This window comes from Pseudoflavonifractor capillosus (assembly GCF_016902575.1).
GTDB classification, from domain to species: Bacteria; Bacillota; Clostridia; order Oscillospirales; family Oscillospiraceae; genus Enterenecus; species Enterenecus capillosus_A.
Map to the genome: position 1 here is coordinate 1 of NZ_JACSNZ010000171.1, position 219 is coordinate 219.

Annotated in this window: 1 rRNA gene; it reads right to left on the reverse strand. The window is 57.1% G+C overall.

What is annotated here, in order from left to right:
• Window positions 1-219: ribosomal RNA gene (locus H9X86_RS12335) — 16S ribosomal RNA — on the reverse strand; the annotation flags it as partial.

Here is a 219-nt window from a genome sequence, read left to right on the forward strand (position 1 = left end):
CACTGCTGCCTCCCGTAGGAGTCTGGGCCGTGTCTCAGTCCCAATGTGGCCGGCCAACCTCTCAGTCCGGCTACTGATCGTCGCCTTGGTGGGCCGTTACCCCGCCAACTAGCTAATCAGACGCGAGGCCATCTCAGAGCGATAAATCTTTGGCAGTCAGGGTCATGCGACCCAACTGCATTATGCGGTATTAGCAGCTGTTTCCAACTGTTATTCCCC